This is a genomic window from Serratia sp. LSHTC3, from assembly GCF_057197125.1.
This window is the reverse complement of sequence record NZ_JBXUNP010000001.1, coordinates 1,122,289-1,136,174: the sequence shown is the minus strand read 5'-3', so window position 1 is coordinate 1,136,174 and position 13,886 is coordinate 1,122,289. Positions and strand designations below refer to the sequence as shown.

General features: G+C 57.8%; 15 protein-coding genes. 6 read left to right on the top strand and 9 right to left on the bottom strand.

Features of this window, described 5'->3' with window-relative positions; genetic code table 11:
- The first annotated feature begins 15 nt into the window (after window positions 1-15).
- Together dsbB and AC2CGI_RS05460 are read left to right on the top strand one after the other, a co-directional pair.
- Window positions 16-546 (top strand): disulfide bond formation protein DsbB, encoded by a 531-nt coding sequence (gene dsbB, locus AC2CGI_RS05465; RefSeq protein ID WP_004932277.1) that lies wholly within the window; start codon window positions 16-18, stop codon window positions 544-546.
- A 648-nt stretch (window positions 547-1,194) separates the two neighbouring features.
- Window positions 1,195-1,956 carry an aspartyl/asparaginyl beta-hydroxylase domain-containing protein gene (locus AC2CGI_RS05460; protein WP_076740761.1) on the top strand — a complete coding sequence of 254 codons (762 nt, stop codon included), beginning with the start codon at window positions 1,195-1,197 and terminating at the stop codon, window positions 1,954-1,956.
- A gap of 113 nt (window positions 1,957-2,069) precedes the next feature.
- Here the strand turns inward: AC2CGI_RS05460 and AC2CGI_RS05455 are convergent, their stop codons facing one another.
- The 4 genes from AC2CGI_RS05455 to AC2CGI_RS05440 form a co-directional block, all read right to left on the bottom strand.
- Entirely contained in the window at window positions 2,070-2,516 is a 447-nt protein-coding gene (locus AC2CGI_RS05455; RefSeq protein WP_004932284.1) for a YcgN family cysteine cluster protein, read from the bottom strand.
- A 122-nt stretch (window positions 2,517-2,638) separates the two neighbouring features.
- Window positions 2,639-3,295 carry a fumarylacetoacetate hydrolase family protein gene (locus AC2CGI_RS05450; RefSeq protein WP_004932286.1) on the bottom strand — a complete coding sequence of 219 codons (657 nt, stop codon included), beginning with the start codon at window positions 3,293-3,295 and terminating at the stop codon, window positions 2,639-2,641.
- A gap of 58 nt (window positions 3,296-3,353) precedes the next feature.
- Window positions 3,354-4,385 (bottom strand): lytic murein transglycosylase, encoded by a 1,032-nt coding sequence (locus AC2CGI_RS05445; protein WP_076740760.1) that lies wholly within the window; start codon window positions 4,383-4,385, stop codon window positions 3,354-3,356.
- A 28-nt stretch (window positions 4,386-4,413) separates the two neighbouring features.
- Entirely contained in the window at window positions 4,414-4,686 is a 273-nt protein-coding gene (locus AC2CGI_RS05440; protein ID WP_004932294.1) for a YcgL domain-containing protein, read from the bottom strand.
- Between the two features lie 136 nt (window positions 4,687-4,822).
- On the opposite strand from AC2CGI_RS05440, the gene minC reads away from it, so the two are divergent.
- The 3 genes from minC to minE are packed head-to-tail and all read left to right on the top strand — an operon-like array spanning window position 4,823 to window position 6,629.
- On the top strand, window positions 4,823-5,518 hold the full coding sequence (gene minC / locus AC2CGI_RS05435) for a septum site-determining protein MinC (RefSeq protein WP_004932297.1): 696 nt from the start codon (window positions 4,823-4,825) through the stop codon (window positions 5,516-5,518).
- 25 nt (window positions 5,519-5,543) lie between these two features.
- Entirely contained in the window at window positions 5,544-6,356 is an 813-nt protein-coding gene (minD, locus tag AC2CGI_RS05430) for a septum site-determining protein MinD (RefSeq protein ID WP_004932300.1), read from the top strand.
- A gap of 3 nt (window positions 6,357-6,359) precedes the next feature.
- Window positions 6,360-6,629, top strand: coding sequence for a cell division topological specificity factor MinE (gene minE, locus AC2CGI_RS05425; protein WP_004932303.1), 270 nt, complete (start codon window positions 6,360-6,362; stop codon window positions 6,627-6,629).
- A gap of 237 nt (window positions 6,630-6,866) precedes the next feature.
- Here the strand turns inward: minE and rnd are convergent, their stop codons facing one another.
- From rnd to yoaA, 5 genes are all read right to left on the bottom strand, one after another.
- Window positions 6,867-7,988 carry a ribonuclease D gene (gene rnd, locus AC2CGI_RS05420; RefSeq protein ID WP_015378121.1) on the bottom strand — a complete coding sequence of 374 codons (1,122 nt, stop codon included), beginning with the start codon at window positions 7,986-7,988 and terminating at the stop codon, window positions 6,867-6,869.
- 81 nt (window positions 7,989-8,069) lie between these two features.
- A complete protein-coding gene (gene fadD, locus AC2CGI_RS05415) occupies window positions 8,070-9,758 on the bottom strand; it encodes a long-chain-fatty-acid--CoA ligase FadD (RefSeq protein WP_004932309.1) in 1,689 nt (562 codons plus the stop codon).
- Between the two features lie 209 nt (window positions 9,759-9,967).
- Window positions 9,968-10,558 (bottom strand): Slp family lipoprotein, encoded by a 591-nt coding sequence (locus AC2CGI_RS05410; protein WP_021503867.1) that lies wholly within the window; start codon window positions 10,556-10,558, stop codon window positions 9,968-9,970.
- A 101-nt stretch (window positions 10,559-10,659) separates the two neighbouring features.
- Window positions 10,660-11,361: a tRNA (adenosine(37)-N6)-threonylcarbamoyltransferase complex dimerization subunit type 1 TsaB gene (gene tsaB, locus AC2CGI_RS05405; RefSeq protein ID WP_015378123.1), complete on the bottom strand. Its 702-nt coding sequence runs from the start codon at window positions 11,359-11,361 to the stop codon at window positions 10,660-10,662.
- 79 nt (window positions 11,362-11,440) lie between these two features.
- Window positions 11,441-13,357, bottom strand: a complete 1,917-nt coding sequence (gene yoaA / locus AC2CGI_RS05400; RefSeq protein ID WP_004932318.1) for a DNA repair helicase YoaA — start codon at window positions 13,355-13,357, stop codon at window positions 11,441-11,443.
- 133 nt (window positions 13,358-13,490) lie between these two features.
- Between yoaA and AC2CGI_RS05395 the strand changes: the two genes are divergently transcribed.
- Window positions 13,491-13,835 (top strand): RidA family protein, encoded by a 345-nt coding sequence (locus tag AC2CGI_RS05395; protein WP_015378124.1) that lies wholly within the window; start codon window positions 13,491-13,493, stop codon window positions 13,833-13,835.
- Window positions 13,836-13,886: the final 51 nt, after the last annotated feature.

The following is a 13,886-nucleotide window of genomic DNA, read 5'->3' as shown; positions in this document are numbered from 1 at the left end:
TGGAAGAATCTAGATATGTTGCAATTCTTTAACCGCTGTTCACAAGGACGCGGCGCCTGGCTGCTGATGGCCCTGACAGCGTTGGTGTTGGAACTGGTCGCGCTCTATTTCCAGCACGTTATGCTGCTGCAGCCGTGCGTGATGTGCATTTACGAGCGTTGCGCGCTGTTCGGTATCCTCGGCGCCTCGCTGGTGGGCGCCATCGCGCCGAAAACGCCGCTGCGCTACGCGGCGATCTTGCTGTGGATCTACAGCGCCTGGGAAGGCGTACAGCTGGCGTGGAAGCACACCATGATCCAGTTGCATCCTTCGCCATTCAATACCTGCGATTTCTTCGTCAGCTTCCCGTCCTGGCTGCCGCTGGACAAATGGCTGCCGGCGGTGTTCCACGCTTCCGGTGACTGCTCCGTGCGTCAATGGCAATTCCTGACGTTGGAAATGCCGCAATGGTTGGTCGGCATCTTCGGCGCCTATCTGCTGGTGGCGCTGATTGTGCTGATCGCGCAGTTTGTTCGCCCACGCCGCCGCGACCTGTTCGGCCGCTGATCGGCAGACAAACAAAAAACGGCGCCGGAAGGCGCCGTTTTTTTAGGTATTGCTGCCACATTCCGAGATAAAGCCACCTCAGGTATGTGTAAGGAAGTAAACGAGCACGATCAGCGCTCCAGCTACGGCAAACAGGCGGATCATTTTCATTGTTATACTCTCGAACTTGCGGGAGAACGGCCAAATTACCCAACTTATCGTTTAAAAAGAAGCATCCCGGCACAATTAAGCGCGTAATTTACATAACATTAAACTTCTGCGATATCGGCGACTAAAAACTGGCCGCTCTGGCTCATTCCTTTCAGCCTTCGAGCATCAATAAATTACCGTTACTTATGAACGACTGCACCTTTGTCACATTCAGAGCACAATATTTTGGTGAAGTTTACCCATAAAATCCTTATAGTATCGGCAAAGTGAGTACTACCGATTTCCCTGGTGTTGTTGTGTGTCTTGCCCCTCATCTTTGCAGGGGCTTTTTTCCTTCTCCCCCAACCGTCAGTCCCCGCTGCCTTTAAATAAATCATTCAAATTTAACTCTGCGCGGTATCACTCATCGGCCATCGCTCGCGCACTAATGATTAAAATCGTTCGTGATTCTTTCCTTATGCTGAAAGCAGTAGGCCAATGACATCAAGGACACGATTTATGCCGGATACCACATTGCCCCCTTCGTCTCAGCGCCCCTTCCTGCGGCGCATGCTGCTCAAAGCCGGGAAAAAATTCCTGCGCTGGAACGGCGAATTTCAGACTCGCCATTCGCTCATCTCCACCACGCCGCGGATCGGCAATCATGAATTCCATTGGGTGACGGCGCTGGAAGCCCGTTGGCCAGCCATTCGCCAGGAGTTGGATCGGTTACTGGAGCACCCGGAGGACATCCCCGCGTTCCATCAAATATCACCGGATCAGAAACGCATCTCTAAAGGAGATAACTGGAAAACCTTCGGGCTGTTTGTCTACGGGCAACGGGTTGATGAAAACTGCGCCATCTGCCCGCGCACAGCAGAGGCGGTCAGCGAGATCCCGGGCATGCGCACCGCCATGTTTTCAATCCTCAAACCGCACTATCACATCGTGCCCCACAAGGGCCCGACGCGAGCCGTGGTGCGCGCGCATCTGGGATTGATCGTGCCAAAGGATCGGGACAAGCTCTGGATCCGCGTCGACGATCAGATCCTGCACTGGGATGAAGGCAAGGTGATTTTGTTTGATGATTCTTATGAACACGAGGTCCGCAATGATACCGACGAGCTGCGCGCGGTGTTGTTTCTCGATATCGACCGGCCAATGGACAAAGTGGGCACGGCGGTGAATAAACTGCTGTTCAGCCTGATCAAAGCCAGCCCGTATGTGAAGCAGCCGCTGAAAAATCTGGCCAACTGGCATCGCCGAGATAAAAAAGCGTGAAGCAAGAGTCTCACGCGCGTAAGCTCAATAGCCAAGAGGGCGGAATGTCTTAACACGCCGCCCTCTGGCATTAAAACTCGTGTTGCCGAGCAACATCTGTCAAGGTATCCGCGTTATCTGGCCCAGTCCGGCTTGTTGAGGATATGATCCTGCCAGTCCACCACTTCACTCTCGCGCACTGCGATATGCCGCACCGTGATGCGCTCGCCGTGCATCGCCGCTTTGGAGCCGCTGATCAGCGGGTGCCAGGGGAACAGCGGCTTTCCTTCGCCAATCAGACGATAGGCGCAGGTCGGCGGCAGCCAATCGAAGGTGGTGAGATTTTCGCGCGTCAGTTTGATGCAGTCTTCTTCCAGCTCGAAGCGCCGCTCGTAGTTGCGGCATTGGCAGGATTTGATGTTGAGCTGGTTGCAGGCTACGTTGGTAAAATAAATCTCGTCGGTATCTTCGTCGATCAGCTTATTCAAACAGCATTGCCCGCACCCGTCGCACAGCGATTCCCACTCTTGTTCTGACATTTCCGCCAGCGTTTTCTGTTGCCAAAAAGCGAGTTGTGACATGTTAGCGTCCGGTTTCGGTAAATGGATAAGTCACCTGCGAGCAGGTTCGAGGGGGGACTATATAGACATTTTAGCCACAAGATGCAAGCTTTGCCGCCGACGATGCCGGCGGCAAGGAGAAATCAGATCACCCGGGTGCTGAGCGTTTTGCCGTTCAGGCTGATTTTCAGCATGTCGCCGGAAGCCATCGGGCCCACGCCCTGCGGCGTGCCGGTCAGGATGATGTCACCGGCGCGCAGCGTGAAGAAGCGGCTCATGTAGCTGATAAGCGGCAGGATTGGCGTGATCATGTCGCGCGTATTGCCCTGCTGGCGCAATTGATCGTTGACGGTCAACGACAGCTCGGCGTTTTGCGGATCGCCGAATTCCGCCACCGGGATAAATCCCGACATCGGGCAGGAACCGTCGAAGGCCTTGGCCTTTTCCCACGGCTGGCCGGCCTTTTTAAAGCCCGCTTGCAGATCGCGCAGCGTCAGATCGAGCGCCACACCGTAACCGGCGATCGCCCGCGCAACGCGATCTTCGTTGGCCTGTTTCAACGGTGTGCCGATCAATACCGCCAGCTCCACCTCATGATGCACCGCACCGAACTCTTTGGGGATGGCCACCGGCTGGCGAATATCACACAACGCCGTTTCCGGTTTGATAAACACCACCGGCTCGACGGAAACCGCGCTGCCCATTTCCTTGATGTGATCGGCATAGTTGCTGCCGACGCAGACTACCTTGTTCACCGGGAAATCGAGCAACGAACCCTGCCAGTCTCTATGTTGATACATACCGCTTCTCCCAAACTGTAGAGGCTTGGCGCGCCAAGCCGATTATTGGTGTGCCGGATCAATGCCCGATCGCGTCTGCCATCATACCCACGGCGAGAGCGAAATAGTAAGAGCGATTCCAGTGCATAAGGGTGCGGAAATTATCATAGACCAGGAACGTCCGCCCCTGCAGATCATCCGGCGCGATAATCCAGCCGCGCTGCACGGCATGCGGCAACGCACTGCCATCCGCGCGGCGCACGCCGCGTTTTTGCCAGTCGTTGACGCTGCGCGCCTGCGCGTCTTTCAGGCCCAGTTCGGCCCGGTTGAAACCGGCGGGCAATTTGACCTCGCGCCCCCAACCGATGCCGGGCTGCCAACCCTCTTTGGACAAATAGCTGGCTGTAGACGCGAAAACGTCGTCAATGTTATTCCAGATATCGATGCGCCCATCGCCGTCGCCATCCGCCGCATAGCGCAAGAAGGAGCTCGGCATAAACTGGCATTGCCCCATCGCGCCGGCCCAGGAGCCTTTCAGCGGCGTATCGCCGACATGCCCCTGCTCAACTATCTGCAGCGCCGCCATCAGTTCCTGGCTGAAAAAAGCTTCACGGCGCCCTTCAAACGCCAAGGTCGCCAGCGCAGACACCACGTCTTCCCGCCCCTGAATCTTGCCGTAGGCGCTCTCCATCCCCCACAGCGCGATGATATAACGCCCTGGCACCCGATAGCGCTCGCTGGCCCGCGACCATTGCGCATGGCGCAGCCGATACAGTTCGCGCCCCTGGCGCACCTTGGCGGGCGACATCACCCGCCGTAGATAGTCGTCCAGGGTTACCTTCTGCTCCGGCTGATTGCGATCGGCCTTGATCACCCGATCGACGAAATGGATTTGCGCAAACGCGCGATCAAGGGTGGCCTGACTGATGCCCTGTTCCCGCGCCCGGCGCTTAAGTTGATCGACATACGCCGGGAACTGCGCCGGATCGCGGCCGCTCGCCGCCAGCGTCGTCTCCTGCGCCGCCTGCGCCGCCTGCGATGCGCCGGGCATCAGCACCCCGCCCAGCGCCAACCAGGCGGCCAATACGGTCTTTCTCGCCGAACGTGTCATCGCGCCTCCCCTGGCCGTGGCGACTGTCTCAGGCCTTATCGCCCGCCAGATGCTGATTGAGCAGGTTTTCAACCGGCGGCGGGAACTGCAGATAATAGCCTTCGTCTTTCAACGCCTGCTTCACCTTTTCGATATCCGCCGAGGCCAATTTTTTGCGCTCATCGAGCGACAGCATCATGGCGAATTGCGGCACGCCGAAACTTTTCATCAGCTCTTCCGGCACACGAGAGAAATCGTCTTTTTTTTCGACATAAAGATAAGTTTGATCGCGTTTCGGGCTTCTATAGATCACACAAAGCATTTTTTTAACTCTATTTAATTGAGGGAGCGTCTTGCCTGGATATAACTCTGACTATAACATGCTTATAGTACATCGGAATATCGCACCCCGAGTGGTATTCCGGGGATTTAAAGTTGCTGAGACTGAGTCAGGATAGATGTCACAATCGCCAATTGAGCTAAAAGGCAGCAGTTTTACCCTATCGGTTGTTCATTTGCATAATTCGCAGCCCGAGGTAATACGCCAGGCGTTACAGGAAAAAGTTGAGCAAGCGCCCGCTTTTCTGAAAAACGCCCCTGTTGTTATCAACGTCGCAACGCTGGAAGGCGATGCGAACTGGAAAGAACTTCAACAGGCTGTCGCGGCAGCAGGTCTGCGCGTTGTGGGTATCAGCGGTTGCAGAGATGAGCGTCAAAAGCGCGCGATAGCCCGCGCCGGGCTGCCGCTGCTGAGCGAAGGCAAAGGCCAGAAAATGGCGGCGCCGGAGCCTGCACCAGCGCCCGTGGTGGCGGATAACGCCCCCGCCAAAACGCGCATCATCAGTACGCCTGTCCGCTCCGGCCAACAGATTTACGCCCGCAACAGCGATCTAATCGTGACCAGCAGCGTCAGCGCCGGCGCCGAGTTGATTGCCGACGGCAATATTCATGTCTACGGCATGATGCGCGGTCGCGCACTGGCAGGCGCGTCAGGCGACACGCAATGTCAGATTTTTTGCACCCACCTGGCGGCTGAGCTAGTCTCTATCGCAGGGCAGTACTGGTTGAGCGACCAAATCCCGTCCGATTACGTCGGGCAGGCCGTACGACTCAGCCTGTTGGATAACGCTTTAACCATACAACCTTTAAATTAAGCCCTTTTGACAAGGAATCCATTTCATGGCACGCATTATTGTTGTTACATCGGGTAAAGGGGGCGTTGGCAAGACCACTTCGAGCGCGGCCATCGCTACCGGCCTGGCCCAGAAAGGCAAGAAAACCGTCGTGATCGATTTCGATATCGGTCTGCGTAATCTTGACCTGATCATGGGCTGCGAACGTCGGGTAGTTTATGATTTCGTGAACGTGATTCAGGGCGATGCCACGCTGAATCAGGCGTTGATCAAAGACAAACGCACTGAAAACCTCTATATCCTGCCGGCTTCGCAGACGCGCGACAAAGACGCGTTAACCCGTGAAGGCGTTGAAAAAGTCCTCAACGATCTCGGCGAGATGGATTTTGACTTCGTGGTCTGCGACTCACCGGCCGGTATCGAAACCGGTGCGCTGATGGCGCTGTATTTCGCCGACGAAGCTATCATCACCACCAACCCGGAAGTCTCTTCGGTACGCGACTCCGACCGTATCCTGGGCATTCTCTCTTCTAAATCACGCCGCGCTGAGAAAGGCGAATCGCCTATCAAGGAACACCTGCTGCTGACCCGTTATAACCCGGGCCGCGTCAGCCGTGGCGACATGCTGAGCATGGAAGACGTGCTGGAAATCCTGCGCATTCCGCTGGTGGGCGTAATCCCGGAAGACCAGTCCGTGCTGCGCGCTTCCAACCAGGGTGAGCCTGTCATTCTGGATGCCGAGTCAGACGCCGGTAAGGCGTATGACGATACCGTTTGCCGCTTGTTGGGGGAAGAACGCCCATTCCGCTTCATTGAAGAAGAGAAGAAGGGTTTCCTGAAACGCCTTTTTGGGGGATAAACCATGGCCTTATTAGACTTCTTTCTGTCCCGCAAAAAACAGACAGCCAATATAGCCAAGGAACGGCTGCAGATTATCGTCGCAGAGCGTCGTCGCGGGGACAGTGAGCCCCCGTATCTGCCTGATTTGAAACGCGATATTCTGGCGGTTATTTGCAAATACATTCAGATCGATCCTGAAATGCTGCATGTGCAGTTCGAGCAGAAAGGGGACGATATTTCGGTACTTGAACTTAACGTGACATTACCGGAATCGGAAGAAGCAGCTAAATGATTGCGACGCATTAATTACCCCCTGTATATTTTATGCAGGGGGTAACTGTATGTGCATCCAGTTATTAAGCATTATCGGCAGCAAAAAATCGATTTTTCCCTTTGGGACAATTCCCAATTAACTTTGCCGCCACCTCGTTTAAAGTAAATTCTGGCCAGATTTACCTTCAACGCATTATTTCCTGCCTATATTCACCCGAGCAGAGTTTCCCTACCCTGCCCTGGTGATAACCAGCGATTAATAATCTTTCAGGATGTCCTGCAACGGCACCATTAATAAATCGCCGCGCCAGCCGCTGATTAATTCAGGGCGACTCTCGCCGTCCTTCAGTTTCCAATGCCAGTTCAACAATTGGTTAATTTGGCGACGGGATGCCAGCAGCTCGCTGCTCAACCCGCTTTGCTCGCTGACGGTAGCGATCGCCGCCTTGATGTCTTTGAACACCTTCTTGTAGCCCGGCTGATCGATAAGGTTGGCCAACGGCGCCGGCAACTCGGACTCGTCCAGCGCTTCGGCCTCCGCCACCAGCGCCAGCAGCGTTTTACCGTGATAACGGATCTCCGGCCCGCTCAGACCCAGCGAATCCAGTTCTCCCAGCGAAGACGGCATATAGCGCGCCACCTGCCACAGGTTCTCCTCACGCACCACAAAGTTCACCGCCAGATCGCGCTCACGCGCCTGGCGCAGCCGCCATTCCGCCAACTTCTGCAGACAACCGAGCTGACGCGGGCGCAGCTGCCAGGCGTTGCTGATTTCGCGATAGGCCAATGCCGGCGCCAGCGTCTCGCTACGGCGCTGGCACAGCAGCAGGCACTCGTTATTGGCCGCCGCGGTCCAACCGGCCTCTTCGGTCTCCTGCACCAACTGTTTAGCCATCGGCAGCAGATAGAACACGTCGGCGGCCGCGTACACGCATTGCCTTTCGGTCAGCGGGCGCGCCAGCCAGTCGGTGCGCGACTCGCTCTTGTCCAGCTCAACCTTCATATACTCCGCCACCAGCGTCGCGAAGCCACAGGAGAGCGGCCGGCCGGTAAAGGCAGCCAGGATCTGAGTATCGACCATCGGCGTCGGCAGCGTTTTAAAGGCGTTGAGAAACACTTCGAGATCTTCACTGCCGGCATGCAGGAACTTCACCACGGCGGTGTCGGCCAGCAGGTCGACAAACGGCTGCCATTGCTTGATCGGCAGAGGATCGATAAGGGAGAGTTGTTCACCGTCGTAGAGCTGGATCAGGCCCAGCTGCGGATAGTAGGTGCGCGTTCTGACAAACTCGGTGTCCAGCGCAATCTGGGCATGCTTTCTCGCCTGCTCGCAGACCTGCTGCAATCCGGCATCGGTAGTGATCAACTGATAATTCAAAACATCATTCTCTTGTAGGATTCAAACACAACAACGCCGGCATTCACCGGCGTTGTTGATAGTCAGGCGCGAGAGCGACACCTAGGCGGCATCGGCCGGCTTCGGTGTTTTTAGCTCATCGCGCAGTTCTCGCCGCAAAATCTTGCCGACGTTAGACTTCGGCAGTTCATCGCGGAACTCAACAATTTTAGGCACTTTATACCCGGTCAGGTGCCGACGGCAATGGGTCAACAGCTCTTCCTTGGTCAGCGAGGCGTCTTTCTTCACCACGCAGATCTTCACCGTTTCGCCGGAGACCTCGCTCGGCACACCGATCGCCGCACATTCCAGCACTTTCGGATGCTGGCTGACCACGTCCTCGATCTCGTTCGGGTAAACGTTGAAACCGGAGACCAGGATCATGTCTTTCTTGCGGTCGACGATGCGCACGAACCCCTGCTCGTCTACGGTCACCACATCGCCGGTCGCCAACCAGCCATCTTTCAGCACTTCGTCGGTGGCGTCCGGACGCTGCCAATAGCCTAACATAACTTGCGGCCCTTTGACCCACAGTTCGCCCGGTTCGCCCGGCGGTACATCCTGGCCATTGTCGTCCACCAGACGAATGTCCGTCGACGGCACCGGCAGGCCGATGCTGCCGCTGTAGTGTTTCAGATCGTAAGGGTTACCGGCCACCAACGGCGCGCACTCCGTCAGGCCATAACCTTCCAGCAGGTGTTTACCGGTGGTTTTCTCCCACTTCTCGGCCACCGCTTTTTGCACCGACATGCCGCCGCCGACCGAGAAACGCAGCGTAGAGAAATCGAGCTTGTGGAACTCTTCGTTGTTCAGCAACGCGTTGAACAGCGTATTCACCCCGCTCATGGCGGTGAACGGATATTTGCCCAGTTCTTTCACCAGCCCCGGAATGTCGCGTGGGTTGGTGATCAGCAAATTGCGCCCGCCCAGATCGATAAACAGCAGGCAGTTCACCGTCAGCGCGAAAATGTGATACAGCGGCAACGCCGTCACCACCAGTTCCTGCCCTTCGCGGAACAGCGGCGAATAGGCGGCCTTGGCCTGCTCGAGGTTGGCCTGCATGTTGCGGTGCGTCAGCATCGCGCCCTTCGCCACCCCGGTGGTGCCGCCCGTATATTGCAGGAAGGCCAGATCGGCATTAATGATGTCCGGTTTTACATACTGCAGGCGGCGGCCGCGCTGCAGCGCGCTGCGGAAGGAAATGGCGTCCGGCAGGTTGTATTTGGGCACCAGGCGCTTGACGTACTTGACCACGAAATTGACCAGCGTACCTTTGGCGGCCGACAGCTGATCGCCCATGCGCGTCAGGATCACGTGTTTGACCTGAGTGTTGAACACCACTTTTTCCAGCGTATGGGCAAAGTTGGAAACGATGACGATGGCGCTGGCGCCGCTGTCGTTCAACTGGTGCTCCAGCTCACGCGGGGTATACAGCGGGTTGACGTTGACCACCACCATGCCGGCGCGCAGAATGCCGAACAGGGCGATGGGGTATTGCAACAGGTTAGGCATCATCAGTGCGACGCGGTCGCCCTTCTTCAGGCCCAGTTCATTTTGCAGGTAAGCCGCGAAAGCCCGGCTGCGTTCTTCCAGTTTGCGGAAGGTCATCACCTCGCCCATATTGATAAAGGCGGGCTGATCGGCATAGCGCTGCACGGCATGCTCAAACATTTCGATCAACGACGAATAGCGATCGGCATCAATCTCTGCGGGCACATCTGCCGGATACCGTTTTAACCAGACCTTATCCAAGGTATTACTCCTGAAATCATTACTAATTATCATCGCAGCCCTCAAACTCGCAGCCTAACCATAACAATATTTTAACTCAGCAGACCAGTTCGGGTTTTAAACATTATTCAGGTTGCGATGTACGTCACTAATTGTCGGATATTCCTTATCCCAAAAAACAAAAGGGCGGCCTGAGCCGCCCTGTCAAATGTGTTCACATCAAGCGTATGCTACTCGGTTACGATGGTTTGCACCTGTGCCGGGCCAGGGTTGTACCAGCCATAGCCTGCGCCCCAACCGGGTCCCCACGGACCTCCGCGCCAGCCCCAAGGGCCCATCGGCGCCGGCGGCATCACCACCTGCTGTACCAGATGCCAGCGCTTGAAACCTGTCACGTTCATCGTTACGAAGCGATATGGCGTCATGCCGATCCGTCCCTCTTTCAGGCCGGTGATAGGGCCGACGACGGTCACCAGCTGGCCTTTGAAATCGACCGGTTCGAGGAAGCCGTTCACCGTGGCCAGCAAGCGGCCGTTCGACGGTTCACCCAGTATCGGCCGTGCACCGCTGTCGAGCGGCACCGCCGCGATCTCCAGCAGCGTGCGCCCTTGTTCGTTGGCGACGTTCACCACGGTGCCGCCGAAGCGGGCTTCCGCGCCGGTAAACAGGTTCGGTGCATTTTGTACCGAGGAAAGCTGAGTCACCGGCGAAGGGCTGGAGCCTTTGATCGCATCCGGTACGGTGACGCACCCGGTCAGAACCAGCGCGCCGCAGGCGACGGCCAGCAGCGACAGCTTTTTACTTGCAGTGCGGATTAACATGGTCGCAATCTCCTGAAATGCCTGTAACTTTGACCGCGTTTCAGCGTTCAAGTTGCAGGCCTTCATCGCCCGGCATCAACATCAGCACAATAACGCCGCGATTACTCGCGGCCCGGCAGTTTTTTCCAGGTCACTTCATTGCGCAGATAGGTCGGCTCGGCGTTTTCCACCGCTACCGCCAGCCCTTCTTGCCAGGCCTGCAGCGCCAGCGGCAGCATGTCTTGCGCCTGCGGCAACAGCATCTGGCCATCGCGCACGCTCAGCGTGGAACCGTTGACCAGATCGGGGTAGGTTTGCCAGCCGGTGCCGACGTGGGCCCATTCGCCCTGCAGGCGCTGCGCACGCTCCAGCGCCTGCGCCGGCGACAGCACGGCCTCGCCTTCGTTTTCCAACCAGCGGCCGTCCGCCTGGCGTTCGAACTGCCCCCAGTAAACTTCACCCATGCGCGCATCGATCGCCGCCAGCACACGCTCCGCGCCGCTGACGCGCCAGGCGCCCTGCGCCATGGTTTGCAGCGTGGAGACGCCAATCATCGGCAGATCGGCGCCCAGCGCCAGGCCCTGAGCGATGCCGATGCCGATGCGCACCCCGGTAAAACTGCCGGGGCCGCGGCCGAAGGCCAGCGCATCGAGCTGGTTGAGCGCCAGGCCAGATTCCGCCAGCACCTGCTGCACCATAGGTAAAATACGTTGCGTATGCTCGCGTGGGCACAGCTCAAACAGGGCGTGGATTTCGCCTTGATTCCAGACGGCGACGGAACAGGCTTCCGTCGCGGTATCGATCGCTAAAATTCGCGTGGACATGCCAACCTCTGGCGGGAATAAAACTGGGTTTTTCATACAGGGCGCGCATTGTAGCACAGCCCCGTAAGCCCTTCATCTTTCACGTGGCCGACGTGTCGGCGGCCTGCAGGAAGGCGATTGCCTGCTTCAGATCGCGGGTGCGCGGCGTGGGCGGCAGGCTATTGAGGAACACCTCGCCGTAAGGGCGCATCACCAGACGGTTATCGCAGATCACCAGCACGCCGCGATCGTCGGTGTCGCGGATCAAACGGCCGACGCCCTGTTTCAGGGTGATGACCGCATCCGGCAACTGCACATCATTGAACGGATCGCCGCCACGCAGGCGGCAATCTTCAATACGCGCCTTCAGCAGCGGATCGTCCGGTGACGTGAACGGCAGTTTATCGATGATGACGCAGGACAGCGCATCGCCGCGCACGTCCACCCCTTCCCAGAAGCTGCTGGTCGCCACCAGCAGCGCGTTACCGGCGGCGACAAACTGCGCCAACAGCTGGCCTTTACTGGTTTCACCCTGCAACAGCACCGGCAGCGTCATCGTGGCGCGAAACTCTTCCGCCAGCTCACGCATCATCTGGTGCGAGGTGCACAAGAAGAAGCAGCGGCCGTTGTTGGCTTCGATTAATGGCCGCAGCATGCGCGCCAGCTGGCGCGCCCCGCCAGGCTGATTCGGCGAAGGCAAAAAGCGCGGCACGCACAGCAACGCCTGTTTGGCATAGTCGAACGGGCTCGGCAGCAGCAGCGTTTTGGCCTTGGTCAGTCCCAAGCGTTCGGTGAAGTGGCCCAGCTGATCGTTGACCGACAGCGTGGCCGAGGTAAAGATCCAGCTGCCCGGCTTCTCGTCCAGCATTTCGCGGAACCGGTCGGCCACCGTCAACGGCGTCAGCGCCAACACGAAGTGGCGCGAATTGCACTCATACCAATAGCTGTAGCCCGGCTCCGTCACCGCCTTGAGGCGTTTGAGACGCGCGCGGTACAGCGTGGCGCGCTCAAAGGCGGCGTCCAGCAGCGCCGAACGCCCCAGCGACAGCTTCATCACGTCGTAACACAGCTCCAGCGCGTCATCGAGCAGCAATAAAGCGCGCTGCACGTTCGGTTCCCCGAGCACATCGCGCAGATTGCCGCGAAAACCCGGCTCTCCCAGATTAAGGCGAAAATCTTGCGTGCTCAGGCTGAGACGGTCGGCGCTTTTTTGCAGTTGGGCGGCATCGCGCACCTCGGTGCGGTAGGCGATGGTGATGTCCTTCGCCAGATCCAACAATTGGCGGCTGGTGAGCTGCTGGCCGAAATACTGGCTGGCGATGTCGGGGATTTGGTGCGCCTCATCAAAAATCATCACCTCGGCTTCCGGGATCAGCTCGGCGAAACCGCCCTCTTTCACCACCATATCCGCCAGGAACAGGTGATGGTTCACCACCACCACATCCGCATCCATCGCGCGGCGGCGCGCTTTGACCACGAAGCAATCCTGATACAGCGGGCAGTCGCTGCCGAGACAGTTATCATTGGTGCTGGTCACCAATGGCCAGACGAAACTGTCTTCCGCCACTTCGCTGCAGGTGCTGATGTCGCCTTCTTTGGTCTGCGACGACCACTTGCGCAGCTGCACCAAATCGATCAGCGTCTGCCCCGCCAGCTCCCCGCCGGCCATCGACTGTTGCTCCAGCCGCTCCAGGCACAGGTAGTTGGAGCGCCCCTTCAGCAGCGCCAGCTTGCCTTTGTACTTCAGCGCCTTGGCGACGGTGGGCAGATCGCGCGCATACAGCTGATCCTGCAACGCTTTCGAACCGGTGGAGATGATCACTTTGCGATCGGCGCGCAGCGCCGGCGCCAGATAAGCGAAGGTTTTGCCGGTGCCGGTGCCGGCCTCCACCACCAGCTCCTGCTTGAAATTGATCGCCTCGGTGACGGCCTGCGCCATCTGCCGCTGCGGCTCACGCGGTTTGAATCCCTTGATAGCCTGCGCCAATGCGCCGTCTGTTGCAAAATCGTCTGTCACGCTGTCTCTCTGCCGGTGTCATTCAGCGGTGATTATGCCAAGCCTGCCGCCCGGCTACCACCCACTTTATCGCCGCGCTTTTTCATCACCGGCTGTGCTACCCTTAGCGGGACTATGATATGGAGATAAGCAAATGAATATCGAAAGAATTGATCCCGATCAGCGCTGGTCCGAAGCCGTGGTGCACAACGAGACCGTTTACTATACCAGCGTGCCGGAGAACCTGGATGATGACGCGACCGCGCAGACCGCCAACGCCCTTGCAGCCATCGACGTGCTGCTGGCGCGCGTAGGCTCGGATAAAAGCCGCATTTTGGACGCCACCATCTTCCTGGCCAATACCGCCGACTTCGCCGCGATGAACGCCGCCTGGGACGCCTGGGTCGTTGCCGGCAGCGCGCCGGTACGTTGCACCGTGCAGGCGCAGCTGATGAATCCGAAATATAAAGTGGAAATCAAAATCATCGCCGCGCTGTAAGCCTGAGCGCAGACGAAAAAAAACCGCAGACGGCAACGCCTGCGGTTTTTT

Coding starts and splice junctions, on each gene's coding strand:
- minC (WP_004932297.1), top strand. CDS start 4,823: ATGTCACAATCGCCAATTGAGCTAAAAGGCAGCAGTTTTACCCTATCG.
- AC2CGI_RS05410 (WP_021503867.1), bottom strand. CDS start 10,558: ATGTTAATCCGCACTGCAAGTAAAAAGCTGTCGCTGCTGGCCGTCGCC.
- AC2CGI_RS05395 (WP_015378124.1), top strand. CDS start 13,491: ATGAATATCGAAAGAATTGATCCCGATCAGCGCTGGTCCGAAGCCGTG.
- dsbB (WP_004932277.1), top strand. CDS start 16: ATGTTGCAATTCTTTAACCGCTGTTCACAAGGACGCGGCGCCTGGCTG.
- AC2CGI_RS05450 (WP_004932286.1), bottom strand. CDS start 3,295: ATGTATCAACATAGAGACTGGCAGGGTTCGTTGCTCGATTTCCCGGTG.
- AC2CGI_RS05455 (WP_004932284.1), bottom strand. CDS start 2,516: ATGTCACAACTCGCTTTTTGGCAACAGAAAACGCTGGCGGAAATGTCA.
- minD (WP_004932300.1), top strand. CDS start 5,544: ATGGCACGCATTATTGTTGTTACATCGGGTAAAGGGGGCGTTGGCAAG.
- AC2CGI_RS05460 (WP_076740761.1), top strand. CDS start 1,195: ATGCCGGATACCACATTGCCCCCTTCGTCTCAGCGCCCCTTCCTGCGG.
- AC2CGI_RS05440 (WP_004932294.1), bottom strand. CDS start 4,686: ATGCTTTGTGTGATCTATAGAAGCCCGAAACGCGATCAAACTTATCTT.
- AC2CGI_RS05445 (WP_076740760.1), bottom strand. CDS start 4,385: ATGACACGTTCGGCGAGAAAGACCGTATTGGCCGCCTGGTTGGCGCTG.
- minE (WP_004932303.1), top strand. CDS start 6,360: ATGGCCTTATTAGACTTCTTTCTGTCCCGCAAAAAACAGACAGCCAAT.
- tsaB (WP_015378123.1), bottom strand. CDS start 11,361: ATGTCCACGCGAATTTTAGCGATCGATACCGCGACGGAAGCCTGTTCC.